We start from the raw sequence: 22,946 nt of genomic DNA, 5'->3' as shown, positions 1-22,946 counted from the left end.
TTTAAAGTCGCCAGTGGCGAGGAGCCAGATGCCCGTCCCCATCACTTTATTGGCTCGGATGCCGTGCAGCGTGGTGCACGGCCCCGTGAATAGTAATTCTTATCCTTCTCTTGCCTCCTTATAGAGAGGCAGGCACACTACGATTTGAGTTCCCACCTCCGGCGTGCTAATAACCTTAAGGCCATACTCTTCCCCGCAGAACATCTTAATCCGCTTGTTTACATTTCCAAGGCCAATCCCGCCCTGCCCTTTTCTCACTTTCGTATCCTCCTGCCCTTCCGCCGTCCTGTTTCCATCCTCCGGCTGTTCGGGCTTTTTGAATCTCTGATTTATACTTGCTACCTGCTGCTGGCTCATACCACACCCATTGTCCTCCACATCAATATAAAAATCACCTTCCCGGATCTCCAATGAAACTGTAATACATCCTCCTCTTCGCACATTTCTCAGGCCATGCCGGATGGCATTTTCCACCAGCGGCTGCAACACAAACCGAGGACACATCTCCAGCAGAAGCTGTTCCGGTGTGCAGTTAATCACCTCCTGATATTCGAACCGATCTGGAAATCTCAACTGCTGCAGCTGAATATATTTGGAAAGATAATTCAGTTCTGCGTTAATACTAACCATTTCCACATCGTAATTCACACTGTACTTAAACATCACCGAAAGAGCTTCTATCATATCGCTTAGATGCCTGTCTCCGTTCTCAAGCGCAAGCCCACGGAACGTATCCAGCGTATTATACAGAAAATGGGGATTTATCTGGTTTTCCAGCGCAAGCAGCTGCTGGCGTTTCTGTTCAAGTTCTGCCTCCACCGCTTTCTTCTCTGACTCTGCCTTTTGCAGGATCACCCGATGCATACGTCTGGTATTACGGACAGAAACCCATAACAGGCTCAGAAAAAGCACGTAATACACCAAAAGCAATACTGCTGTTTTGAAATCAGCGGCCCACAGAAGCAGTAGAAGGAATAACAAGGTTCCTGCTATAGCAAAGCCTGCCTGAATATAAAGACCATGCAGGATGCTTCTTTCCCGCTTTATGCAGTCTCCCCCGAGTAATTTTCTACATTTCATCCCGCAGTCCTTTCAAATATATTCTTCGATACTCACTTGGTTTCATCCCGCTTTCCTGCTCAAAAATCCTGCTGAAATAGCGGGTGCTGGCATATCCAACCTGATTGGCGATCTGAGATATATTCAAATCCAGCTTCTTTAACAATTCCTTTGCCTTCTCAATCCTGATTGAAGTAAGATATGCCGAATAGTTGATCCCTGTACTCTCTTTAAAAATGGTAGACAAATAAACCGGATTCACATGGGCCTCTTCTGCAATCCTGTTCAGGGTAATATTTTCCGCATAATGTTCTTCAATGTACTGCTTTGCGAAATGTACATAAACCAGCACATGGTCTTTTTTCCCAGCCAGATATTTATTCATGTTATCAACACAGAACTTTTCTGTTACGCTTCTCAGCATTGTTATCGTATCGCAATTCTCTGAGAGCCTCTGCAGCTGCCGTTTCACTTCCTGGGTTTCCCGGGGATGGATATTCAGCCTGCCCAGAACATCCGCAAGCCGGTTCCCCAATTCCGTTACCATATAAAAGTACTGAATATAGTTCTGATCACTCTGTTTCTGATATTCCTCAAACAGGCCCCGTATCACCTGTTTCACTCCGCTCTCGTCAATCGCTTCAACAGAACTCTCAAACCGCCGCATCTGTGAGGAATCAATTGGGCGGTTCTCTCTCAGAAGCTTATCCGCCTGTGGAAGAATGTCCGCCACATACATCCGGCTGTCCCCATACCGTAGTCTTCCGCTCATGAAAAACGCAGCGGTTACCATAGATATTCTGAGGTCATTTAACTCATTTACCGCTTTTCCAACGCCCAGATAGAGATGAAACGGAAGATTATCTCTATAATTTTGAACTAATCCCCGGTAGGTGGTATCCAAGATCCGCAGAATCCGGCTCTTCATATCATCTTTAATCTGAAGCACGATGTTATAGCGAAGCCAGGAAGACGGAAACATTTCCTGTTCCACGCAGCATTCAGAAATGTTTTTTCGCAGGATATTCCAGATATCGCCTGCCACCTGCTCAACCTCTTCTCCCTCACGGCAGCCGCAGAAACCCAGCTGCAATACCCGGAAAAATGCACCTTCTTTTTGGAAATGAAGACAATACTTTTTCTCCACCGTTTCAAGATCCGGTACCGCGGTATCTCCCGCCAGAACCTCACGGAACTTCTGACGGATTGCCTTTCTTCTGAATTCTTCTTCCCCGCCTTCGCTCTTCTCCTCCGCCAGGGATTTTAAGACCGCATTTACCTCATCCTCGTTGATCGGTTTCAGAATATAATCCGATACGCCGAGTTTAACTGCTGCCTGCGCGAACTCAAAATCCCGATACCCGCTTATCAGCACAAAACGGCACTGGATCTGCTGTTTCTTGATTTCTTTTATCATCTCAATCCCATTGAGTCCCGGCATCATAATATCTGTGACTACAATATCAACTTTTTCATGCTGCATAAATTCAATGATATCTTCTGCATTATCAAATTCGCCTGCCAGATTAAGCCCATATTCATCCCAATGCACCAGATGTTTCAATAGGCTTCTTACATGTACTTCGTCATCTGCAATGATTACATTTTTCATCTGTTTTCACCTGTCCACATATAGTTTTCCACACCACAAGGCTGATTGTCTTCAGTATATCACAGCAATCCAAAAAAGACACCCTCAGGGGTGCCTTTTCCTTAATATAACAGCTCAGGCAAGCCTGACCTGTTACGCATCCAGCCCATAGGAATTCGGCTGCGGCGAAGGATGCTGTACGCCAGTGGCGCACGTTTAGCACGAACCGAAGCAGAGCGTAGACAGGATGCCTGCAACCACCATGTTTCCGCACGGTCTGCGCAGTAAATGCTCAGACCTGTCTGAACTGTTACCTTAATATCCTACTGTATATCTGCATTGGTGATGACGTTTCTGTTCCACCTCGTCTATCATACAGACTGCAAAGTCTTCCATAGAAATATGGCAGTTCTGTTGAATACTGATCTCTTTATTCTCCGGGTCTATCAGTACCGGGTATTCCGTCCCCATCCGGTATTTCCCCGTTCGTCCCCCCATATTTTCCTCCATCCACAGTGGAGCGGTCTGACAGCACCAGTCGAAATCATGAACCGTCCGCAGGTACTCCAATGCAATCTCATGGCTTCCTATGATCGCATCGTTTGCCTTATGGGTCTGCCGATGCCCCGGAACCTTTTGGTCATCCAGCATGTACACTCCGGGCCTCACCCACGAGGAAACGCCTCCGCAGATATAGATCATCCGCGGCACCCCCGCTATCTTACACGCTTCAATTGCACTCTGAACTACGGGAATAATCCTGTCTAAGCCTTTTAATACCGGAATCACGGCAAAAATATACACATCACACCCCCGGATTGCCCCCGCAACACCTTCTGTATCTTCCATATCTATTTTATAGAATTCCACCTGGTTTTTCAATTCTTCTTTTATATTTACGTCAATTCCGACGACCTGATGTCCGCGCATAAGCGCTTCTTTTGCAATTCTGCTGCCTACTCTTCCGCTTGCACCTAAAATAGCGATCTTCACTTTGCTTCCCCCTCCCAATACATTTCATGTTTTTGCTTCCACGCCACACAGATTCGTTTCCCGCTGTATTTTGGATGCTCTATCTCATCCAATACAGCGCGGGCAAAATCCTGTGTGGAGATATAGCTGCTGTCCGCAAAAGGAAAATGATCCGGATCCGGAGTCTTTAACTCAGCAACCAGCGGATCTAATGTGCAAAGCGCATCTTCCGCAATCATATACTCCTGTCCGCCTTTGTCCGGAAGACATTTTGCTGCCGGCGCAATTTCTACCCATTCAAGCTCTGTTTCATTCAGATAGAGCTCATGAGTCTTCTCGTGTTCTCCAAACCAGGTTCTGTACATTGGTGTCAAAAACGTCGTATCTTTTAACATTTTATCAGGAGTCACTTTAAACACGCACGCATCTCCAATGGCTATCAGCCTTCGGATCCCTATTTCTTTACAAGCTCGTATCACATTGCTGCATAAATTGGAGAACTGTTCCGGCTGAAACGGATCAGGTATCAGAGAATTAACGACTATGTCGCTGTCTACCGGAATGGTTTCTATCAACTGTGTATAATCGCCCGCATCCGCTTTCAGGGACTCCACATCCGGAGTCAGCGTATATTTGATATCTTCCGGATGCCGTGAAACTACTGCCACAACATGCCCCCGTTTTACTGCCTCTGCAGAAATCTCTGCTCCAAGCCAGCCTGTACCGCCTAAAATTGTTATTTTCATAATATAAGCACCTCACTTTTTTTAAGGGTATCATAAAAAGTGAGGCGCTTATATGTCACATATTTTAGAATCTGTACCAGATTTTTAGAACTTATGCATAAATGGGCAGTTCTGATCACAGAAGATCTGATTAAATACACATCTCCTGATTCTCTCTTCAAAGCCTCCACCACACCGTAATATCCCTTTTATATTCTTTGAACCCGCATCTCCGTAATATTCGTTGGGAAGCATAACCGTCTATATCAGTTTCTGCAATGATATGCCTTACTCCCTTCTGCTTCCTTGCCCAGTCACACATTGCCTGAACAGTCTCCGTCATATATCCGCAATGTTCAAATGCTTTTCCCAGGCCATAGCCAATCTCAACCTCTCCATTTTTATCCGGAAGGTTTTTGAAATCCGCAGAACCCACTACTACGTTATCCGACTTTCGGATCATAAACCAAAAGCTATACCAAATATAATTTTCTCCTGCGTTTTTCGCTAATTCTAACTGACCTGCAGCAATTTCTTTAAATACGCCCTTCATCGGCTCCGCCTGATAGCTGCACCCAAGTTCTTTTTCCAACATTGGAATATCGTTTATCCACAACTCCAGCTGTCCGGGCGTCAGGGCAGTAATACTTAATCGTTTCGTTTCAATATGATTCACCATATAGCTGCCAAAACCTTTCTCACTTCTGCATTTTTGAATCTGTAATCCGCCTGTTATTTACGCTTATGTGCCGTAATAACGGTAAAGCTATTCGCATTAACAGTAATAGTACAATCGCCAGAACTAATATACCAGTTCTTCCCTCTTCTGGTAACACTGCTGCCCGTGTCCCGTATCTTATCTCTGCACCATCCAATAACATCTTCCGTTTGTATACAAAGGTTTGTTCTAATTCGCTCAATACCCAATTCTGTCGTATGAAGCCGATGTAAATTTAAAAGCAGTTCATTTTGATCAGATTTTACCATGTCTTTCTCTTTCCACTGCTGTTTTGTCAGACAGGTAATATGTTCCGTCCGAATATCCCCCATAAGCGGCCAGGAAATATTCTCATTGGTATGATGATATACAAAACCGCACTTCTGCTGTACCCTGAGTGACTTATCGTTCCCCTCGAAATAGCCGCACCAGAGCTTATCCATGCCTAGTTCATCGAAGGCATATTGTATCAAAACCCGCGCGGCCTCCGGAATGAATCCTTGTCCCCAATATGGGACGCCGATCCAGTAACCGATCTCCGCCTCTGTATCTGCCGTCACCAGATCACTTGCGCCGCCCAGCAGCAGGCCAATACTGCCCACAGGAAGATTGCTTTCCTTTAATACAACCGCATAGGTTCCCTCGGCCAAAAGCACCTTTTCTATAATCTCACGGCTGTTTTCCACACTGGTATGCACCGGCCATCCCGCAGGTGGGCCTACCCTTTCATCTTTGGCATACCGGTATAATTCTTCTGCATCCCCGTTATTCCAGTGCCTCAGAATTAGACGCTCTGTCTCAAATCTTTCTTTCATTCTTCTCTCCTATCGTTTAGTTCCCAAATATCTACAGACTTTGCTGCAGTATAGCAAATACGCTTCCCCAAAAACCTGCGGCAGATATTTTTCTTCCTGCAAGATCTGCAAATGAAGCATAACAACAGCAAATACAGAAAACAAAAGCAGCACCCAGTTGAAAAACATCAACACTATCCCCAGATATACAAGGTCAAATCCCAGAAACGCAGGATTCCTGCTGAACTGATAGATCCCCGCCGTTACCATTTCCGTTTTATCATTCTCAGCAATTCCTGCTCTCCAGTTATCTTTCATTGTGATAACCGCAAGAGCAAAAACCACGTCTCCCACGAATCCTAGTATCATTCCCAGGAACCTCACATGAGACGGCACCACCGGCTTCACAAACACAATACTGATCACTTCTATAATGACTACCGAATATGTAGCTGCCTTCATGATAAGTTCTATATAAAACACTTTATCTCTGCGGCTTCCTTTTGCAATCTGGTCTGTCTGAATGCCCTGCCTTCTCTGCAGAACCATCTTCCCAATATAGACAAAATAGAAAACTAATAATATTATCAAACCGATCGCTTTCATATAAATCTCCTCTAATATCATTCTTCTGCATTACATACATATCTGCACTTAGAAATAGGAAAATATGATCCAATAATGAATCTATTAGTCCCTTTCCCATGTTATCCGTATCCTCTCCTATCCTTTGTACATTCCTGTTATGTTCCCTTCCAGTCCTATTTATATTCCCCTATGTACGCAACACATAGATCTCCCATTATTTACCTGTAGATTTGCATCATTTTCAGCCCTATCATTTTTACAGGGGGAATTATTGATGAAAAAGAAACTATGTATTATTTTTATAGCTCTCGTTTTAATTCTAACAACAATCAACATGCTTCCCGACTATCAAATCGCAAATGAATCGAACATTACAACCGATCAATCAAGAGAAGTAAGGCTCAGCGTTGTAATTTACAAGTTCTGGACGATCAAAAATACAACAGAACTAATTGTGCGGGAACATACAAAGATAAATGGCACACCCAACTCCATTATTCTTGATATATATGGTTCTCACTACTGTCTGAATCAGGGTTTTGAGCCGTATAAGACCATCACCATGAATTTCTATTAACACTCCGTGTACCAGACTAGTATATCATAAAATTGCAGCCGGAATATAGTTTTATAAAACTATACCCGGCTGCAACTGACATTTTAGCTATGTTCTGTATTTTGGAGTAAGCTCACGCTCTTACCTGACTTTGCTTTGCAAATAAGCTGTGTCATGGTCCCCATTGGGCAGTACACACACCAGGAACGAGGCTTGAACAGCACCATTGTAATCATACCCAGTATCGTGGATGTCAGCATCACGCTGTAAAATCCAAAGGCGAACTGCGCCATCCACGGCGCAAACGCCGTTCCATCATACGCCCAGTGCCAGGGCAGGTTAAACGTCCAAAGGATCGTCACCATCTGCCTGAGGCTGCGCGCTTCACCAAACACCAGCCATGTGCTCCAAAGCATCTGAAAAAACATGGTAAAGAAAAAGAGCAGGAACCCGTAGCGGAACCATTTGCTTCGCAGAAATTTCGGCGGGTCCTTTCTGCGGGACAGGCCAAATCGTCCGCCCAGTAAGGAGAAAAGCTGTCCCCTTCCGCAGTAGCGGTTACAATATCCCTTGCCGCCTCCGGCGACGGAAATAATCAAAGGGATAAAAAAGCAAAGCAGTCCGATCCATGCAAAAAGGATGTTGAAAAAACCGAGCACCAGGTAAACAGTAGAAAATATCCAGAGATAATCATACCATTGTTTCTTCATACAGGCACCTCCCGAATTTCAATTACGCATGCAGGGCATTCTCGTGCACACTTGCTGCAGCCAACACATTTTTCCAAATCAACGTCTGCGAAAATTCCTCTCTCAATATGAATAGCATCTTTCGGGCATACCTTTACGCAGCATCCGCATGCCACGCACTCATTTTGTACAATAAAAGCCTTTTTACGCAATTTTTTATCAGCCACAATCAATACCTCCGACTTTATTTGTTGTCAGTATACACGATGCAGGCGATTTTTACTGTGACTTTGTTACAAACTCGAATAACCTGCACGGGCGCGCTCAGCCAGTCCCGGAATATTTATATCGTTTTAATATCTTCTGCTAAGACTTTTATCCCTTTTTAATCAAAGAATCCATATGATAAATGTATCTAAATTAGCTATGAATAAAGGAGAGGCCATCATCATGAAAAAATTGATTTTTAAAGGAGCGGGTACTGCAATCATAACCCCGATGCTAAATGATTTTTCAATTAATTTTCCTGTTTTTGAAAATTTACTGGATATGCAGATCCGTGAAAATGCAGACGCTGTCATCGTTGCCGGAACAACTGGGGAGGGTTCCACACTGACAGATGAAGAACATATTGAGCTGGTACGCCGCGCAGTCAAACATGTGGACGGGCGTATTCCGGTGATCGCAGGAGCCGGAAGCAACAATACCGCCCATGCGGTTTATCTGTCAAGGGAATGCGAAAAAGCCGGCGCAGACGCGCTGCTCCATGTCACACCGTATTACAACAAGGCATCACAGCAGGGGTTATTCCTGCATTTTACAGCATGTGCGGATGCAACGAATCTGCCGATTATTTTATATAATGTGCCTTCCCGCACTGGAGTAAATATTTATCCGGCTACTTTCAAGCGTCTCAGTGAAATAGATAATATCGTGGCCGTCAAGGAGGCAAGCGGCAATTTTTCCCAGATTGCCAAGATCGCAGCACTCTGTAAGGACGACCTTGCCATATATTCCGGAAACGATGATCAGATTACTTCGGCACTGGCGTTGGGGGCAAAGGGAGTCATTTCTGTCCTTTCCAATCTCGTGCCCAGAGAAGTGCATACCATCTGTTCCTCTTATTTTGCCGGCAACAGTGACGAAAGCGACAGCCTTCAGTTAAAATATCTGGAGCTGATTGAGGCTTTATTTTTGGATGTCAATCCCATCCCCGTCAAACAGGCCATGCGCGCAATGGGCTATAACACAGGACACTGCCGTCTGCCCCTCTGTGACATGGATTCCACAATGGCAGAGAAATTATATTCCACTTTGCAGAAATACAATCTGCTGAACTGTAAGAAACCGATTCGTTCTGTTACGGTTCATACACCTGGAAATGCCGGTTCCATTTTAAAACACAATTTATAAGCATTTTATATAAGCGGAGGTATCTTATGAAAACAGCATATATTCTTTTCAGTAAACAACAGCCAAATCACCATAAAATGATTCTGGATTTAATTATTCACTTCTGTTGGGAACACAGCTTAACTTACAGGCTACATCCAGACGATGACGACAATACGATTACGATTGAGGGGTATGATTATCGAATCAATCTTCTTAAAATAAATGATGGATCCGAGCCGCCATACTGGATGATATATTGTTCACTGATAAATAAAAGGAATTCCCACGTGAATCACACAGCTGCTTAGAATTATATTGCATGTTCGCTGTAGTACTAGGCCAGTTCATCAGCTGGGAGACAAAATAGACCTCAAAAAAGGCGAGATAGACGAAGCTGCAGAAATATGATAAAATATGCATCATGCAGTAACCGTTTTGAGCCATAATGGATCGAGGTAAGATACCCGCTTTTGGCAGGTTAGGCGTTCATAAAAACGATAATCACAGAAGCGAGGTATCACACATGAATACATTTAAGATTAAAATAATCGCATTAATTCTAATGGTTATAGACCATATAGGCTACTATTTTGAAGGAACGCCAATATGGTTTCGCTGGCTGGGCAGAGCGAGTTTTCCTCTTTTCCTGTTTTGTATGGTATGGGGTTACCAATATACAAAAAACCGCAGGATATATTTATTGCGTTTATATCTAATGAGTGTGTTCATGACAATTTTCGGTTATGCTGTTGACTACTTTATGCCAACCGAATACGGGTATGGTAATCACAATATTTTTCTTACTATGTTTATAGTAGGCGTTTTAATCAGTACAATTGAAATATTTTTGCAGGACCATAAAAAGGGCGGGATACTGCTTGGATGTATTTTTGCAGTTCAGTTTCTTTTCTATATACTGCCGTTTTCACGTTATTTAAGCAGCGATGTGCTGACTGGACTTATCCCTAACATTTATTTGAATGAATATGGGTTTGAATTTGTTGCTCTTGGAGTATTGATGTATTTTCTGAAAGAGAAAAAAGATTGCTTTATTGTCATGTACATCATTTTCTGCATCAATCAGTTTAGCATGGAAATGCTGGATGGTATTTACGGACTGCAGTGCCTGATGGTATTGGCCCTGCCAATCATGCTGAAGTACAATAATCAAAAGGGGCCGGGCATGAAATATTTCTTCTATATTTTTTATCCCGCCCATACATTCCTGTTGTTTTATCTGGCCAATTTCGTTTTTTAAGAATCAATTTTATTTGAAGGATAAACTTAGAATTTCTATAGAGCAGCCATCACTGGAAATTCCCTTTGCTGCTTTCATTAATTCCGGTATATAAAAAGGCATGAACATTTATTTTTATATTTGTCCATGCCTTTTCTGTGCCATAACCTGCCACAGCATTATTTAACAAAAAGAATATACCTGGAGCATGTCGCGACGACGGCTATTTCTACGTTTCCAGAAATTTGCAGATCGCTTTTGCAGCCTCCTTTGCATTAGAAAGAATTGCGGGATGGCTTCCATTTGGAAAAATACAAATCTCAGCCCCTGTTTCACCGGCTATTGCAGCGTACTCCTCCTGAAAATCCTCCCTGGACATTTCATCTCCTTCGCTCCCCATGAGCAGCAGCGGAACCTGCAGACTGCACAGTGGTTTTGTGAATAACGGCAGCTTTTCTCCGGCACATTGAATCAATGCCTTTGTATCCATATCCACGATGCGTTCCCAATCATCTCCCTGGCACCACTGGTAAAAACCAATTCCCATTTCATCCTTTTTGGCGTTCGTTCTCTCCTGAACCAGGTTCTTAGAAAAATTGTCCGCCAATGTCCGGCCGTCAAAACTGTCCGCTATAATCTTCCCTGCCAGCTCCGGGCGCTCTAGTGCAGCATTGATGGCAACCCAGGCACCGCCGCTGGTGCCCACAAGATCCACCTTTCCAAGGTTCAGATGTTCCAGCAATGCGATGGTCTGGCGGGCTTCTTCCATCCAAAGATCCGCCGGAAACTCTTCAAGCCGGTCGGATTTCCCATGCCCTAGAAAATCGATGAGAATGACATGAAACTGATCCTCATACAAGGGCAGCAGCAGTTCAAACATCCTGGAAGATGCCGTATTGCCATGCAAAAACAGCACTGGTTTTCCACTCCCCGTTTCTGTGTAATAAATCTTTTTTGACTGATAATAAAAATATGACATCATTTGCCTCCTAATCACTGATCTGTTTTCCGCTTCCTGATTAGCAAGGCCTGGAAAAACACCAACACCTTGCCGTTAGTGCTTATTTGTCCAAATTCCCATAATTTGCAGCCTCCGTTCATTAAGATGCTTCTAGTATATCATACAACCACTTTGATTCAACAGAAATAGTCACTTTCCTCTTTCCCGTTCTTCCAGCGTCACATGAAGCTTATCTCCCGGTTTTTTCCCTATTTTTTTGCGGATGTCCTTCCTGACGCCAATAATATGGCATGGCGTACCCATTTTCACGGCCTGTCCATCATAAGGTTCGCCATCAAAAGTTGCGTGTACCAGTACCCGTGACTTTCCAAAAATCGCTTTCATATCGAAAGGGATCTCTATATATGCCGCATCCATATCCGGTTTTTTAACAAGAACTGCATCAAATTCCAGAACTTTTTTCATATTATTTCCTCACTTTCTTCCGTAAATTAAAAAACATTTAAGGAGAACCCAATTAATAACAGCTGATTCTAATAACAGTCAATCTTATTTTAATGGTCACTAATTCTATTCTATCAAACACGGAGTTAAAATGATATGGAGAAAACAAGATTTGAAAGAAGTATGGAAAATATAAGTAAAATTGATGGTACTGGCGGCGAAGCTGTGATCCAATCACAGAAAGACATTGCACCGGATTTGGGAAACTATATTGTTGAATTCACATTTGCAATATAGTTCGCAGTATTTAACAAACCAGCTAAGACTGAGGTTTTCATAATCGTCTTTCTGGGTGGTAAATTTTTTACGGGGCATTGGAATTATGTGTTTTCCCCGGTTTTGCCGGACTTGCCGTATCAGCAGGCTGTTTCGGGCTGTCCTTCTTTTTTTCAAGCGCTTTGATGGCGGCTTCAATATCAGCGGCATAGCCATCTACAACGGCCTGTTCCGTAATGTTCTTGCCGCGGAATTCCGGATGCTCCCACCGTTTGCCCAGGCGGCCAGGATGCCCATATTGAAGAAGGGCGAATTTGTAAAGTAAGCATCTGCCACGCCGAGATTCTGTATCGTACCTCCATGGGATATAACTCCAAATAATCCGCTATAATCAGGCGATTCCGTACTTATAACGTTGTAAATACAATGATTCTTTCCGTCGAATGTTCCGCCAAAATATTTTTGAGAATTATTTCCCGTACCGGTGGAAACCCATTCATATCCCCCCAGGTCAAGATCCGATAACAGCAAGACTGTTTCTCCTTCAAATTTCGTCCCGCTATTCACCAAAACAGCCAGACCTGCCAACTCCCCCGCCGTACTGATTTCATACTCTGTTTTGGTTCCATCGTACCAGCCAGTATCGGCAGTTCCGTCCCATGCATCGCGGACGCTGTCCTGTGCAAATACTGCCATGCCCGTGCCCGGCAGCATACTGGCAAGCAGGCAGATACTGAACAGCGCTGCTGCAAATCGTTTCTTTGTTGTTTTCATTAAAAAAGACCTCCCTCTTATTCGTCTTCACTGCGTTTGCACAGTGGGTTGTAATTAATCTATGACTTTAAATCTATTACTCAGAGGTGGTTTTTTCAAGATTCTGGCTTTACTTTGCAGATTTTGGCCGCAATTTGCATCATACTAAGAAGGATTTTTATTATAATGAAACAAAAAAGACAGATCTGACAAAATTTAATAGTCATCTCTGTCTTAAAAATTTCTTTATACATCGCAAGCGTTCTGCATCGTCCTGATATCTTTTCTGTAAAAGTACCACAACAGCAGGATACCGACAAGTGCAGTCAAACTATCAGCCAACGGATATGCCCAGAATACTCTGTTTACATTACCTGATCTTGCAAACAGCCATGCAAAAGGCAGTAGAATTACATAACTTCTGAATAAATCTACGATCATGCTCTGGACGCTGTGTCCAAGCGCCTGCACTACTGCGGTACTGACATTCCGGATCGCCAGCATCATATAACCGCAGCTCATCAGCCGCATTGCGTTTATGCCGATCTTCATCATCTCATTCTTTGCATTAAACATCAGTAAAATCTGTCTGGTAAACAACAGACAGACAAGTGTTCCCGCGGCAGTTAATATCAGACTGTAAAGATAACCGTATTTCAGGGCCTGATCAATACGCTTTTTCTTTTTTGCTCCATGGTTATATGCCACCATCGGCATAAGTGTATTCGCCATCGCATTCACCACATTGATAAACAGGGTTGTAATTTTCGCGCAGGCGCCTATCGCCGCAATAGCCGTCTCTGAAAAGCTCCTCAATATGGCGTTAATTCCCAGCATCATACAGGCATTTAACGTCATAAAAATAGTAGAAGGGACTCCTAAAAACAGCAGTCTCCTTACGGCATAACCTGCCGGTTTTATGCTGAATTGTAAGGACACCTCATGATTCTTCTTCAGATTCAACACCAAAGCGATAATCAATGCCGCTATCTGACTGAGCACAGTAGCAAGCGCCGCGCCTGAAATTCCCATGGCGGGCGCTCCCAGTAACCCGAAAATCAAAATCGGATCAAGAACTAAGTTCAATACGGCGCCAGTAATCTGTGAAATCATACTATACATGGTCTTTCCTGTGGATATCAGCATTCTCTCAAATACAAGCTGCCCCATAGTTCCAATTCCCAGAGCCATATAAATTCTCAGATACTTCACCCCCATCTCAAGAATCACGGGATTTTCTGTCTGTGTCATTATATAAGGTCGCACCAGTGTTACCGAAGCTGCAAACGAAATTATAGAGGCTGCCACAGTCAGGAAAATCGCAGTCTGCGCTGCATCGTTTACACATTTCTGATTCTTTTCACCCAATGCATGAGAAAGCATGGTATTCATACCGACCGCGATCCCTGTTCCGACAGCCAGCAGAACAATGACCGGAGGCTGTGCGTATGTAATAGCTGTCATTGCCTCCTCACTAATTTGGGCAACGAATATCCCATCCACGATGTTGTAGAGTGACTGTACCAGCGTAGAAAGAATAATGGGTAATGCCATCTTAAGCAGCAGCGGCGCTACCGGGGCTGTCCCCATTCGATTTTCAGCTGTCTGATCCTCTATTGCATTTTCCTTCATATTACCTGATCACCTCACAATTGCCTGACTTTATAAAAATATCATATCGCAATTATCCACCTCTGGCAATGGAGGTTTTATTATACGTCCATTTTTACCGGAAACAGCCGCCCGAATATCCATCTTACCAGTGGCCCTGCGAAGAATATCTGCCAGCAGAACGCCATTGGGAAGTTCATTACAGAGGTCTGCAGCCATTTTGAAATCAACTGAGCATCCGCACCTTTAAATAATACTGTGGCAGCGAAACTCATCATCGGGCACATAAGACAGACCGTCATCGCGGATACGGCAAGAATCACAAAAACCGGCTTATCTTTTCCCGGTGTCACCAGCCGGAATGCAAGTTTTTTAGAAAGTGGTCCGGCAATCAGCATCTCCAGAATGAAACCGATAATTCCCATAATAACAAGCTCCTGGAGTGCTATAACAAACACCTGGTTCGTTAACTCCCCTTTGTCCAGAGCGATATTGTATACAACCAGTGCATACACCATCACAATCACCATGATAATCGTAAAAATAATTTCCTGAAATTTTGTTTTTGGCATATTTCTTTCTCCTCATATTTAAATATTTTCTCTAAGCTCTGGCATTCAGAAGATTCCGCACAGCATAATTTTGGCCAAAATAAAAGGCAGCGGGACTAAAGACTGTTCATAACTTTCGTTATGATTACAGAACTATAATCACCACTACCATTCTCATCTAAACCAATATTCTGTTAAACCCCGGTGCGAAAACGACTGCCTTCGCTTATACTGATGCTATTTTAACAGATCTCCTGACTGCTCGTAAGCACTTTTTTCAGTTTCATCAGATTCCACAAAATAACCTGCCGAACGAAAATATTACTGTGCATTTTAACGTCTCAGGTGCAGGCGCCTCTGCCAAATGCCGCAAACAGGATTATTACTGCAAACACGCTATTTTTTTGCTTTTTCTGTCATTTTACAAACTCTTTTGAAAGATCTCCCTGATTTCTTCCTGTGTCAGCACTTTATAACCGCCTTCCATGACAAGGGTACTTTTCACAAGGTCATCCACCATATCTTCCCTCACACCCAGTTCTGTAATATTCATAACTACTCCAATTTCTTTCATCCATGTTTCCAGGGCATTTAAACCTTCTGCTGCTATCTCTTCATCCGTTTTTCCTTCTGAATCAATATCCCAGACATTCACGGCAAAGCGTTTGAATTTTTTAAGACCATAAGGCATGATATACCGGTAGTATGGCAGGGATACTGCCGAAAGCGTCATCCCGTGGGCGGCATCTGTATGAGCTCCCACTGCCTGGCCAAGCATATGCACCATCCAGTCTGTGGATTTCCCCATAGCAACCAACGTATTCAACGCCCATGCAGCCGTCCACATGATATTGCTTCTGGCCTCATAGTTTTCCGGCTCCTTTATCGCAATCCTGGAGCTGTGAATCAGTGATCTCATCAGTCCCTCCATCAGATAATCAGACGTATTATCATCATCACCGGAGAAAAACTGTTCACAGATATGATTCAGGATGTCATAAATTCCGGATACCATCTGGTACTTCGGCAGAGAATAGGTAAAGACCGGGTTTAATATTGAAAATCTGGGAAATACCTGCTCTCCGAAGACATGGCCGATTTTCAGCTTACTTTCATGGTTTGTAATCACTGCTCCGCCATTCATCTCAGACCCGGTGCCAGCTATAGTCAGCACACATCCTACCGGAATGATTTCAGTATCTGCATCTACGTCCTCGAATTTCAGATAATACTTCTCCCAGGGATCCTCCCTGCAATTGACGGATATGGAGACTGCTTTGGCATAATCACAGCAGGAACCGCCTCCCACTGCTAAAATTAAATCCACCTCATGCTCCCTTGCGATCTGGATGCCCTCATAGAGCTTCTCAACCGTTGGGTTTGGCATAACGCCGCCATCCTCAAAGATTTCTTTTCCACAGGCTTTTAAGATTGCCACAACCTTATCGTAAATACCCGTCTTTTTAATGGAACCGCCGCCATATACAAGCTGTACATTCTTTCCATATTTCGGCAGCTCCTCATTCAGATAGTTTAAAGAATCTTCTCCAAAATAAAGTTTCGTTGGGTTTGAATACGCAAAATTTCCTAACATATTTTCTGCCTCCTTTCGCCACTATAAAACGACTTCTGTTTTCAATTACATTATAGTCTGGATTCATTACAATAGCCAATACTTATATCTTAGTCATTAGTATAGTAGGGACCTATGGAATTCTATATTAAAGCCAAGCTAAAGCTTTTATAGAAATAAGATGCCGATAACTGCTAAGAATAAATCTGATTGCAAAGGAGATTGCCATATGGAATTACGGGTACTTCCATATTTTCTGGCGATAGCAAGAGAACAGAGTATCGAGCGAGCGGCAGAGTCCCTTCATTTATCCCAGCCAACGCTTACGACACAGATAAAAAATATGGAAGAGGAACCTGGCAGACAGTTACTGATACGTGGAACAAAGGGATCACGGAAGGTGACGCTGACCGAAGAAGGAGTGATATTAAGGAAACGCGAGGAAGAAATACGGGAACTGGTAAAGAAAACGGAGACTGAAATCACACTTTCGGATAATATAATCATGGGGGACATTTATATTGAGACAGGAGAAACAGATGCCCTGCTATCACGGCCACCTATAGAGCATGTGAAAAAGTTTCTGTAAATAAGGATTTATGTGGTCTTCTATGATAAAATAAAAAATCATAGAAGACCACATAAATCCTTATTTACAGAAACTTTTTCACATGCTCTTGCAAACCCGAAAAAACACTTAGAACCAATGAGCAAAGTAAATACATAAATTCCAAATTACGTTCTATTGATACTTTTATGGAATTCAACTATTAAAGAATAATGTAGCTGCCCCAATAATTATTAAATTGTTGGGATAGTCACATTATTAAATCCAATAATAATATTTTAAGGCTTCTTCTATAGCCTTAACTTTTTCTTCCGGGCACCCCGGATATTCCCTCTTCGGCACATCCACCTTATTCGGCGATTCATGCATAGGCAATCCATGTTTTCTCTTCACTTCCGCAATATACTTCGTATGCAAATTCAGGCCATACTTTTCCTTCACATACTCCTTAATCTTCTGATACGTGGCTTTCTCCGTCACATCTTCCTTGTCCACGGTCATTTCAATGTCGATTCTCTCTATATCCTTTTTACGGGTTAAGAGCGCAACCGTCTCGATGGTTCTACACTATGGAAATATGTCCACATAATCTAAATAACCGATATGATTAATGAAATTCCATTTATTAGTGCTTCATTTTCTAATATATTCTGCATATACTCCATATTATCTGCCTCTATATTTCATCCAATAATTTATCAAAGTCACTCTTGTATCTTTTGTCTTGTATTGCCCGGTACTTCTCAAATTCACTTTCTGCAAAAGCCTTTGCAATTTCTGCTTTTACTCTGCCTTGCCCATGTAAAATCGTTTCTTCGTTCAACTCCAGAAATACATCCAGCTTCTTTGCCCAATCTTCCATTGTCATCGGGATTCTCTTTCTTGCCTGCCGTTCCGCATAATCTAAATACATAGAAACAAACTGATTTAAGTCTTTCATTTCCAACATAGACAGACAGTTCTTTGCTACGCTTACATCCGTTTTTACAATTTTCCCATCAGGTGCATTTCTCCATGAAATCAATCCCATATGCTCTTTTTTATGGTCAGCTCTCTCCAAAATAACTTCTGCCGCTGTATGCCCATGAATCGCAAAATGAAGTTTATTCTGCACTGTCGCAAAAAAGTCTTTCGTTGTTTTTGCATCTTTAGAATAATCTACGGCCGTTGAATAAATATCCGTTATCTTTTGATAAAATTTACGCTCACTGGCTCTAATCTCTCTTATTTCATCCAGTAAATGCTCGAAATACTCTTCATCGAAGATTTGTCCATTTTCCAGGCGTTTCTTATCTAACACATATCCTTGTATTGTATATGTTTTTAACACCTTTGTAGCCCACTGACGAAATTGCGTTGCTCGTAAAGAGTTAACACGATATCCGACAGAAATAATCGCATCCAAATTATAAAACTTCGTATTATAATTTTTCCCGTCAGAACCAGTATGTCGGAATTTCCGACATACTGAATCTTCCACTAATTCTCCTTCTTCAAAAATATGTTTCAAATGCTCTGTTATTGTGGTTCTTCCCTTATCAAAAAGTTGTGAAAGTCCTTCTTGTGTCAGCCATACAGAATCATCTTGTATCCGCACGTCTATTCCATCTTCAGAATTTTGTTTTGTAAAAACAAGAAAGTCCACCGTACTATTACGAATTTGAATTTTTTCTCCATTTTCGTTCATACTTCTGTCCTCCTTATTTAATTAGTCCAAAATACTTTAATGCTTCTTCTATTGCCTTAACTTTCTCTTCTGGACACCCCGGATATTCCCTTTTCGGCACATCCACCTTATTCGGTGCTTCATGCATAGGCAATCCATGTTTTCTCTTCACTTCCGCAATATACTTCGTATGCACATTCAGCCCGTACTTTTCCCTCACATACTCCTTAATCTTCTGATACGTGGCTTTCTCCGTCACATCTTCCTTGTCCACGGTCATTTCAATGTCGATTCTCTCAACATCCTTTTTACGGGCCAAGAGCGCAACCGTCTCCACATGAGTACCAAATCAAAACATATCCCCACAAAATCACGGAAATATGGGCAATATTTGTTCAGTACTAATACTACTCATACATCCTTTTTCCCACAAAAAATAAGTGCCATCAATTTTGCACCACCTTGATGCAAAATTTATTCTTTTTACAGATCACCAAAGTTTTCTTCCCCTGTCGTACTAGATTCCAACGCTTGATATTCCTGATTTAATTCTCGCAGTAATTCTTCCTCACTTGGTAAATATAATTTATATTTTGAAGCAAAAATCTGTGTTTCATTTTCAGGCAACGTATACTTAACTACAGACTCACTTTTAGCTGCACACAAGACAATACCAATCGGCGGATTGTCTCCTTCATTCATAAGTTCTCGTTCATAATAGTGAACATACATCTGCATCTGCCCTAAGTCCTGATGCGTTAAGTCTCCAACTTTTAAGTCTATCAAAACAAAGCATTTTAAGATGTAATTATAAAATACCAAGTCAATTCTAAAATGGCGTCCATCAAATGTTATTCTTTTCTGTCTTGCGACAAATGAAAATCCTCGTCCCAATTCTAAAAGGAACTTTTGCAAATGTGTTATCAACGCCTGCTCTAAATCACTTTCATAAAAATCATCATTAGGTGTCAATCCAAGAAATTCCAACACATACGGGTCACGGATAACATCTTCTGGTTTCTTCGTTGGCTCTAATGTCTGTATTTCCTTTGTAACTTTCTCTTTATTTTTACTGGATAATAATCTTTCATAAAAAAAGGAATTTATCTGACGCTCAAGTTGCCTGGTACTCCATTGGGATTTTACAGCTTCCTGCATATAAAATTCTCGTGCATTTTCATTCTCTACTCGCATCAGGAGCCGATAATGTGTCCAGCTCAATTCGCTACGCAGTGCGTAGCCATTTGGAAATGTCAAATAAAACTGTCGCATATTTTTCAAATTGGCAACTGTAAACCCTTTGCCAAAATCCTGTGTCATTTGTCTTGATAATTCTTTTAATAAACCTGTCCCATACTCTGCCTTTTCATTACCACCCTGTTCTTCAATGATTGATTTTCCTATATTCCAATAGGCTTCAACCATTGCAAAATTGGCTGTTTGATAAACTTTATTCCTGGCTGTAATTAAAATATTCCTAATCTCATCATAAAAAATTTGCTTCATACAAAATTACCCTCCAATTCTTTTATTCGGGACTCACCAAATTTTTAATTCTTTTTCCAGTTTTTAGTGAAGAGTAATTTATCCTTTGAAAGTTCCAATACTTTATATTCATTTACAATAGCTTCCGCTTTTTCGTCATAAGAATTCAATTTATCAATAGCAACGAATATTTGCTTGTCGCTTTTACTATATATTAATATAATATTTTCCATTGCAGCATTTTCAATATTTTTTAATAATGGCAAATCGTGGGCTATAGCTGGCAAATGAGTTAATTCCAGTAATGAGAGGTCAAATGATATTAAATTAGCAAAAGCTGTACCGGTTCCCGTATCTCCCGCAGTATTAAACGAATATTTACTTCCGTGAATATTCAATGTCGGTGCTCGCCTTCCATCAACATATATTTCTTTATTTAGTTCGTACATTTTGACATTTATTTCATTACATATTTCATCTAATGCCTTTTCTTTTAATTCACTTAAATCATCTTTAGCCTGTGATATAGTCTCATCTAATTGTTTCTTCTTGGTATAGTATCCATTTTCATCATTAAGTTGTTTTATTTGTGCAACTAAATCGACCACTTCATCTACAGCTAATTTAGGTGCATCTTTTATGGACAACTTCTCTTCAATTTCCTTATCTATTTTTATTATCTGATTATTAATTTCCTCGATTTTAGTTTTTAATTCCTTCTCTACTACTACAAGCTCACCCTTTAAAATTTTATTTATATTTTTATGGAAATCATCCACCTTATTAACCTGTTCTACATTAAAATCCGGAAAATAATATACAAATTGTTCTAACTCAGCACCAATTTTCACAGATTTATTTTTTATATTATTTTGTGTTCTTAACAACCTGCTTTGATATGAATTTAATTTAATACTAAGTTGACTTTTCTCCCGCTTTAGTTTTAATATTTCTTGTGAAATCATTGATTCTAAATCAAGAGATGTTGTTACGATTTCCTTTTTTATTTTTTCTAATCGAGCGCTTAATTCTTCAATCTTCTTTTCGTTTCTATTAAATAAACTTTTTGTGTTGACATTCGGTAAAAAATTCTTTTTTGCCGCATCTACCAATGTGGTTTTGTCACTTTTTAATTTTACTATTTGCTCCTCATATGCTTTTAATGATTTATATTTATCAAACAATTTTAAAAGAGCTAATATAGATTTAGGTGCAGTTTCTTTTTCAAAATATTGAATAGGTTTTCTTTCATTCAAGTTTTCCTTCCCATAAATTCTGAAATATCTGCCAATAATATTTCTAAATGTTAATGATTCTAATTGACAATCATACTTTTCTTGCAACCATGCAGTAAATTCTTCCGTTGTTACACTCTGTAAAATTTCAAATTTCTCATTACAAATAGATACAAATTTGTATTCATTTGTACTTCTAATAAAATAATAATCCTTATTATCAAAATTAAAAATAAATCTGAAATCATGATGCCCCAAATTATCTACTACATCATGATTTTTACTAATATAATCATCGCCTCCAAAAACAAAGTCAATAATCATAAGCATCGTTGATTTTCCTATCGAATTAGATGCAATATCATCTCCGACAATAGTATTTAATCCCTCATGAAATACAATTTCTTTCTGCAAAAATATATTACAACTAATTTTTTTTAACATACTGTATCACCCGCAGTTCCTCATTATATTTTATTTTTCCAAGAACATATAGAACGTCCAAAGCCAACATATATTCATTCAAATCTTCAAAATGAGTTTCCACTTGTTCGTATAACTCAATTACTGAAAAATCTGAATCACTAATCTTTTCTAAAATATAAACTGTTTTTGCCAGTATACAATCTTGAAAACTTATTAGCTTATTCGGCAATATCATGAAAACACCTCGCAATCTTGTATAAAATATGCAATCACAATTTCACAAGCTCTTCTTGAATATGAACCTGTCTTTTCATTAAGCCAATTTACTAAAGAGGCATATACAAACTCCTGGTTAGGATTAATTTGCATAGTCTTGCAATAAAATCCCTTTATCTGAGCTGCTAGGGTATCAAATTTGTATGGTGTTACTTTGTCCATTTCAATAAATATCTTATGAATATAGTCAAAATAATCTACCACATCATTTTTAATGGTACGTTTTATTGCAAAAGGTAATGTAGCGTTAGCCTTCTGCTCTATCTTCAAAGATTCATAATTTATCCGCACCAAATCTTCCTCTAAAGATTCATCATTTAAATTTTTTAATATTTCCTTTATTTCTTCCTCTATGTTAAAAAGTGCATATGTATTTTTTAACTGTGCATCTTGCAACAATTTCTTTTTAAGTCTTACCCAAGAGCGATATTCCTCTATAGTTCGTGGCGTATCAAATTTTTTATGACATATTCTACAAACCGCTATGACATTATCCAAACTATTAACATCTTTACTCAAACGTTCCTCGTCTTTTAATAATTCGATTTCCTCTGGACGAGGATTCGCAGGATATATATGTGCCACTTCAAATATTTTAATAATTTGCCCATTCTTGGTATTAGTTAAAGATCTTCCACAAATTGGACATCGTCCATCAACCTCATTAAATAATACCATTTTTTCATTATCACTAAAAATTCTTCGATTATCTCCCATGCTTACCACCTACATTATAAAATCGTAACTTTATTTCATCTTACCATATAGAATGGTAAATGTCGCTCTTTAATCTAAAA

The 22,946-nt window shown here is 40.7% G+C and carries 26 protein-coding genes and 2 pseudogenes; 5 read left to right on the top strand and 23 right to left on the bottom strand.

Features of this window, described 5'->3' with window-relative positions:
- Window positions 1-99: 99 nt before the first annotated feature.
- The 8 genes and pseudogenes from MWG26_RS07730 to MWG26_RS07695 form a co-directional block, all read right to left on the bottom strand.
- On the bottom strand, window positions 100-1,080 hold the full coding sequence (locus MWG26_RS07730) for a sensor histidine kinase (protein WP_025655442.1): 981 nt from the start codon (window positions 1,078-1,080) through the stop codon (window positions 100-102).
- Window positions 1,070-2,671: a response regulator transcription factor gene (locus MWG26_RS07725; protein WP_117440711.1), complete on the bottom strand. Its 1,602-nt coding sequence runs from the start codon at window positions 2,669-2,671 to the stop codon at window positions 1,070-1,072. The genes MWG26_RS07730 and MWG26_RS07725 overlap by 11 nt, the downstream gene beginning before the upstream one ends.
- Before the next feature lie 294 nt (window positions 2,672-2,965).
- On the bottom strand, window positions 2,966-3,643 hold the full coding sequence (locus MWG26_RS07720) for an NAD(P)-dependent oxidoreductase (protein ID WP_025655439.1): 678 nt from the start codon (window positions 3,641-3,643) through the stop codon (window positions 2,966-2,968).
- Complete coding sequence (locus MWG26_RS07715) at window positions 3,640-4,368, bottom strand: NAD(P)-dependent oxidoreductase (RefSeq protein WP_025655438.1); 729 nt, start codon at window positions 4,366-4,368, stop codon at window positions 3,640-3,642. Before MWG26_RS07715 ends, MWG26_RS07720 begins: the two co-directional genes overlap by 4 nt.
- Window positions 4,369-4,525: 157 nt before the next feature.
- Entirely contained in the window at window positions 4,526-5,023 is a 498-nt protein-coding gene (locus MWG26_RS07710; RefSeq protein ID WP_330641638.1) for a GNAT family N-acetyltransferase, read from the bottom strand.
- Window positions 5,024-5,079: 56 nt separating this feature from the next.
- Window positions 5,080-5,334, bottom strand: a complete 255-nt coding sequence (locus MWG26_RS23015; protein ID WP_207658935.1) for a DUF3781 domain-containing protein — start codon at window positions 5,332-5,334, stop codon at window positions 5,080-5,082.
- A 6-nt stretch (window positions 5,335-5,340) separates the two neighbouring features.
- Window positions 5,341-5,880: pseudogene (locus MWG26_RS07700) on the bottom strand (GNAT family N-acetyltransferase); the annotation flags it as partial.
- Between the two features lie 9 nt (window positions 5,881-5,889).
- Window positions 5,890-6,465, bottom strand: coding sequence for a methyltransferase family protein (locus MWG26_RS07695; RefSeq protein WP_243002516.1), 576 nt, complete (start codon window positions 6,463-6,465; stop codon window positions 5,890-5,892).
- A 256-nt stretch (window positions 6,466-6,721) separates the two neighbouring features.
- Between MWG26_RS07695 and MWG26_RS07690 the strand changes: the two genes are divergently transcribed.
- Window positions 6,722-7,024 (top strand): hypothetical protein, encoded by a 303-nt coding sequence (locus tag MWG26_RS07690; protein ID WP_025655434.1) that lies wholly within the window; start codon window positions 6,722-6,724, stop codon window positions 7,022-7,024.
- Window positions 7,025-7,107: 83 nt separating this feature from the next.
- Here MWG26_RS07690 and MWG26_RS07685 read toward each other — a convergent pair whose 3' ends face one another.
- Both MWG26_RS07685 and MWG26_RS07680 read right to left on the bottom strand, forming a co-directional pair.
- Window positions 7,108-7,713 carry a hypothetical protein gene (locus MWG26_RS07685; RefSeq protein ID WP_025655433.1) on the bottom strand — a complete coding sequence of 202 codons (606 nt, stop codon included), beginning with the start codon at window positions 7,711-7,713 and terminating at the stop codon, window positions 7,108-7,110.
- Complete coding sequence (locus tag MWG26_RS07680; protein ID WP_025655432.1) at window positions 7,710-7,919, bottom strand: 4Fe-4S binding protein; 210 nt, start codon at window positions 7,917-7,919, stop codon at window positions 7,710-7,712. The genes MWG26_RS07685 and MWG26_RS07680 overlap by 4 nt, the downstream gene beginning before the upstream one ends.
- A 223-nt stretch (window positions 7,920-8,142) precedes the next feature.
- On the opposite strand from MWG26_RS07680, the gene dapA reads away from it, so the two are divergent.
- Window positions 8,143-9,105 carry a 4-hydroxy-tetrahydrodipicolinate synthase gene (gene dapA / locus MWG26_RS07675; RefSeq protein WP_025655431.1) on the top strand — a complete coding sequence of 321 codons (963 nt, stop codon included), beginning with the start codon at window positions 8,143-8,145 and terminating at the stop codon, window positions 9,103-9,105.
- Window positions 9,106-9,532: 427 nt separating this feature from the next.
- A complete protein-coding gene (locus tag MWG26_RS07670) occupies window positions 9,533-10,345 on the top strand; it encodes a TraX family protein (RefSeq protein WP_309295979.1) in 813 nt (270 codons plus the stop codon).
- Between the two features lie 208 nt (window positions 10,346-10,553).
- Here the strand turns inward: MWG26_RS07670 and MWG26_RS07665 are convergent, their stop codons facing one another.
- The gene (locus MWG26_RS07665) at window positions 10,554-11,303 is read right to left on the bottom strand and encodes an alpha/beta fold hydrolase (RefSeq protein ID WP_025655429.1); all 750 of its coding nucleotides are present in this window, start codon (window positions 11,301-11,303) and stop codon (window positions 10,554-10,556) included.
- A 171-nt stretch (window positions 11,304-11,474) separates the two neighbouring features.
- Window positions 11,475-11,750: a DUF1905 domain-containing protein gene (locus MWG26_RS07660; protein ID WP_025655428.1), complete on the bottom strand. Its 276-nt coding sequence runs from the start codon at window positions 11,748-11,750 to the stop codon at window positions 11,475-11,477.
- A 135-nt stretch (window positions 11,751-11,885) separates the two neighbouring features.
- Between MWG26_RS07660 and MWG26_RS07655 the strand changes: the two genes are divergently transcribed.
- Window positions 11,886-12,026, top strand: a complete 141-nt coding sequence (locus tag MWG26_RS07655) for a hypothetical protein (protein WP_044926637.1) — start codon at window positions 11,886-11,888, stop codon at window positions 12,024-12,026.
- A 195-nt stretch (window positions 12,027-12,221) separates the two neighbouring features.
- On the opposite strand, the gene MWG26_RS07650 is transcribed toward MWG26_RS07655, so the two are convergent.
- The 4 genes from MWG26_RS07650 to MWG26_RS07635 form a co-directional block, all read right to left on the bottom strand.
- Window positions 12,222-12,779 carry a hypothetical protein gene (locus MWG26_RS07650; RefSeq protein WP_025655427.1) on the bottom strand — a complete coding sequence of 186 codons (558 nt, stop codon included), beginning with the start codon at window positions 12,777-12,779 and terminating at the stop codon, window positions 12,222-12,224.
- A gap of 225 nt (window positions 12,780-13,004) precedes the next feature.
- Window positions 13,005-14,390, bottom strand: a complete 1,386-nt coding sequence (locus MWG26_RS07645) for an MATE family efflux transporter (RefSeq protein ID WP_025655426.1) — start codon at window positions 14,388-14,390, stop codon at window positions 13,005-13,007.
- Window positions 14,391-14,470: 80 nt separating this feature from the next.
- Window positions 14,471-14,941 (bottom strand): DUF2798 domain-containing protein, encoded by a 471-nt coding sequence (locus tag MWG26_RS07640; RefSeq protein WP_025655425.1) that lies wholly within the window; start codon window positions 14,939-14,941, stop codon window positions 14,471-14,473.
- A 400-nt stretch (window positions 14,942-15,341) separates the two neighbouring features.
- Window positions 15,342-16,514: an iron-containing alcohol dehydrogenase gene (locus tag MWG26_RS07635; protein WP_025655424.1), complete on the bottom strand. Its 1,173-nt coding sequence runs from the start codon at window positions 16,512-16,514 to the stop codon at window positions 15,342-15,344.
- Between the two features lie 208 nt (window positions 16,515-16,722).
- On the opposite strand from MWG26_RS07635, the pseudogene MWG26_RS07630 reads away from it, so the two are divergent.
- A pseudogene (locus MWG26_RS07630) lies at window positions 16,723-17,040 on the top strand (LysR family transcriptional regulator); the annotation flags it as partial.
- Window positions 17,041-17,319: 279 nt separating this feature from the next.
- Here MWG26_RS07630 and MWG26_RS07625 read toward each other — a convergent pair.
- The 7 genes from MWG26_RS07625 to MWG26_RS07600 all read right to left on the bottom strand — a co-directional run bounded on the left by MWG26_RS07625 (window position 17,320) and on the right by MWG26_RS07600 (window position 22,866).
- Window positions 17,320-17,562, bottom strand: a complete 243-nt coding sequence (locus MWG26_RS07625; RefSeq protein ID WP_044926634.1) for a hypothetical protein — start codon at window positions 17,560-17,562, stop codon at window positions 17,320-17,322.
- Window positions 17,563-17,737: 175 nt separating this feature from the next.
- Window positions 17,738-18,748 (bottom strand): virulence RhuM family protein, encoded by a 1,011-nt coding sequence (locus tag MWG26_RS07620; RefSeq protein WP_117440714.1) that lies wholly within the window; start codon window positions 18,746-18,748, stop codon window positions 17,738-17,740.
- A 13-nt stretch (window positions 18,749-18,761) separates the two neighbouring features.
- The gene (locus MWG26_RS07615; RefSeq protein WP_240285660.1) at window positions 18,762-19,046 is read right to left on the bottom strand and encodes a hypothetical protein; all 285 of its coding nucleotides are present in this window, start codon (window positions 19,044-19,046) and stop codon (window positions 18,762-18,764) included.
- Between the two features lie 164 nt (window positions 19,047-19,210).
- Window positions 19,211-20,233, bottom strand: coding sequence for a PDDEXK nuclease domain-containing protein (locus MWG26_RS07610; RefSeq protein ID WP_025655420.1), 1,023 nt, complete (start codon window positions 20,231-20,233; stop codon window positions 19,211-19,213).
- Window positions 20,234-20,277: 44 nt separating this feature from the next.
- Window positions 20,278-21,891, bottom strand: a complete 1,614-nt coding sequence (locus MWG26_RS07605) for a DUF2326 domain-containing protein (RefSeq protein WP_025655419.1) — start codon at window positions 21,889-21,891, stop codon at window positions 20,278-20,280.
- Entirely contained in the window at window positions 21,875-22,108 is a 234-nt protein-coding gene (locus tag MWG26_RS22800; protein WP_025655418.1) for an ABC-three component system middle component 7, read from the bottom strand. The genes MWG26_RS07605 and MWG26_RS22800 overlap by 17 nt, the downstream gene beginning before the upstream one ends.
- On the bottom strand, window positions 22,105-22,866 hold the full coding sequence (locus tag MWG26_RS07600; protein WP_025655417.1) for an ABC-three component system protein: 762 nt from the start codon (window positions 22,864-22,866) through the stop codon (window positions 22,105-22,107). The genes MWG26_RS22800 and MWG26_RS07600 overlap by 4 nt, the downstream gene beginning before the upstream one ends.
- Between the last annotated feature and the right edge of the window lie 80 nt (window positions 22,867-22,946).

It is taken from the genome of Faecalicatena contorta (assembly GCF_022835095.1).
Classification (GTDB): Bacteria; Bacillota; Clostridia; order Lachnospirales; family Lachnospiraceae; genus Faecalicatena; species Faecalicatena contorta.
Note: the sequence above shows the minus strand (reverse complement) of the source record. Positions and strands in the feature narration are given on the sequence as shown.

Bases quoted from the DNA above. Each gene is read 5' to 3' on its own strand.
- MWG26_RS07725 (WP_117440711.1), bottom strand. From the start codon at position 2,671: ATGAAAAATGTAATCATTGCAGATGACGAAGTACATGTAAGAAGCCTA.
- MWG26_RS07670 (WP_309295979.1), top strand. From the start codon at position 9,533: ATGGATCGAGGTAAGATACCCGCTTTTGGCAGGTTAGGCGTTCATAAA.
- MWG26_RS07605 (WP_025655419.1), bottom strand. From the start codon at position 21,891: ATGTTAAAAAAAATTAGTTGTAATATATTTTTGCAGAAAGAAATTGTA.
- MWG26_RS07625 (WP_044926634.1), bottom strand. From the start codon at position 17,562: ATGACCGTGGACAAGGAAGATGTGACGGAGAAAGCCACGTATCAGAAG.
- MWG26_RS07695 (WP_243002516.1), bottom strand. From the start codon at position 6,465: ATGAAAGCGATCGGTTTGATAATATTATTAGTTTTCTATTTTGTCTAT.
- MWG26_RS07600 (WP_025655417.1), bottom strand. From the start codon at position 22,866: ATGGGAGATAATCGAAGAATTTTTAGTGATAATGAAAAAATGGTATTA.
- MWG26_RS23015 (WP_207658935.1), bottom strand. From the start codon at position 5,334: ATGGTAAAATCTGATCAAAATGAACTGCTTTTAAATTTACATCGGCTT.
- MWG26_RS07610 (WP_025655420.1), bottom strand. From the start codon at position 20,233: ATGAAGCAAATTTTTTATGATGAGATTAGGAATATTTTAATTACAGCC.
- MWG26_RS07730 (WP_025655442.1), bottom strand. From the start codon at position 1,080: ATGAAATGTAGAAAATTACTCGGGGGAGACTGCATAAAGCGGGAAAGA.
- dapA (WP_025655431.1), top strand. From the start codon at position 8,143: ATGAAAAAATTGATTTTTAAAGGAGCGGGTACTGCAATCATAACCCCG.
- MWG26_RS22800 (WP_025655418.1), bottom strand. From the start codon at position 22,108: ATGATATTGCCGAATAAGCTAATAAGTTTTCAAGATTGTATACTGGCA.
- MWG26_RS07690 (WP_025655434.1), top strand. From the start codon at position 6,722: ATGAAAAAGAAACTATGTATTATTTTTATAGCTCTCGTTTTAATTCTA.
- MWG26_RS07665 (WP_025655429.1), bottom strand. From the start codon at position 11,303: ATGTCATATTTTTATTATCAGTCAAAAAAGATTTATTACACAGAAACG.
- MWG26_RS07640 (WP_025655425.1), bottom strand. From the start codon at position 14,941: ATGCCAAAAACAAAATTTCAGGAAATTATTTTTACGATTATCATGGTG.
- MWG26_RS07660 (WP_025655428.1), bottom strand. From the start codon at position 11,750: ATGAAAAAAGTTCTGGAATTTGATGCAGTTCTTGTTAAAAAACCGGAT.
- MWG26_RS07650 (WP_025655427.1), bottom strand. From the start codon at position 12,779: ATGAAAACAACAAAGAAACGATTTGCAGCAGCGCTGTTCAGTATCTGC.
- MWG26_RS07655 (WP_044926637.1), top strand. From the start codon at position 11,886: ATGGAGAAAACAAGATTTGAAAGAAGTATGGAAAATATAAGTAAAATT.
- MWG26_RS07685 (WP_025655433.1), bottom strand. From the start codon at position 7,713: ATGAAGAAACAATGGTATGATTATCTCTGGATATTTTCTACTGTTTAC.
- MWG26_RS07645 (WP_025655426.1), bottom strand. From the start codon at position 14,390: ATGAAGGAAAATGCAATAGAGGATCAGACAGCTGAAAATCGAATGGGG.
- MWG26_RS07635 (WP_025655424.1), bottom strand. From the start codon at position 16,514: ATGTTAGGAAATTTTGCGTATTCAAACCCAACGAAACTTTATTTTGGA.
- MWG26_RS07620 (WP_117440714.1), bottom strand. From the start codon at position 18,748: ATGAACGAAAATGGAGAAAAAATTCAAATTCGTAATAGTACGGTGGAC.
- MWG26_RS07715 (WP_025655438.1), bottom strand. From the start codon at position 4,368: ATGAAAATAACAATTTTAGGCGGTACAGGCTGGCTTGGAGCAGAGATT.